Annotated in this window: 1 protein-coding gene; it reads right to left on the bottom strand. The window is 73.4% G+C overall.

The window, feature by feature from the left end; genetic code table 11:
- The coding region (locus G3I78_RS46370; RefSeq protein ID WP_203616467.1) for a family 20 glycosylhydrolase at nt 1–834 on the bottom strand (834 nt) is incomplete at its 3' end.
- Nucleotides 835–851: the final 17 nt, after the last annotated feature.

An 851-nucleotide genomic window follows, 5' to 3' on the forward strand; every position in this document is an offset into this window, starting at 1 on the left:
CGACAGGAGGACCCGCGCCCCGGCCTTCGCGGCGTCGACGAGGTACGTGAGGTCCATGGGGTGCGTGTCCCAGTACTGCACGATCGTGCCCGGGCGCAGCGGGGCCTTGGCCGCCTCCTGCCAGGCGACCGGCTTCTTGCCGGCCTCGAGGATCACGCGCTCGCACAGCTCGACGAACCGCGCGTACTCCGCGGGCTCCATCTTCAGCACCTCGTCGCCGCCCAGGTGCACGTGCTCGCCGTCCGTCGCGTGGGCGAGGTCGGTGAACACGTCGCGCAGGAACGGCTCGGTGGCGGGCAGGTCGAACGTGAGGCGCGAGAAGCCGACCTCGATGCCGGAGTACGCGTCGGTCGCGACGCCGTCGGGCATGAGGTCCCCGTAGACGTGCGTCGCCGCGTTGATGTGGCCCGGGACGTCGATCTCCGGCACGACGCGCACGAAGCGCTCCGCCGCGTGGTCCTGCAGCGCCCGGAAGTCCGCGAGCGACAGGTGGCCGCCCTTCCCGCCGGACGTGTCGCTCCCGGAGGAGAGCTTGGCGAGCTCGGGCCGGGACGGCGACTCGATGCGCCAGCCCTGGTCGTCCGTGAGGTGCAGGTGGAGCACGTTGAGCTTGTACGCCGCGGCGACGTCGATCACGGCGCGCAGCGCGTCGAGGTCGAAGAACGTCCGCGCGAGGTCCACGGACAGGCCGCGCCAGGGGTAGCGGGGCGCGTCGTGCACGACGACGTGGGGCACCCGTGCGGGCTCGTCGCCCGGGCCGGGCGCCTCGACGAGCTGCCGCAGCGTCTGCAGCGCGTGGAACAGGCCGGCCGGCTCGGCCGCGGTCGCGGTCACGCCGCCGTCGTCGACGA

The organism is Streptomyces sp. SID13726, assembly GCF_010548375.1.
Taxonomy (GTDB): domain Bacteria; phylum Actinomycetota; class Actinomycetes; order Streptomycetales; family Streptomycetaceae; genus Streptomyces.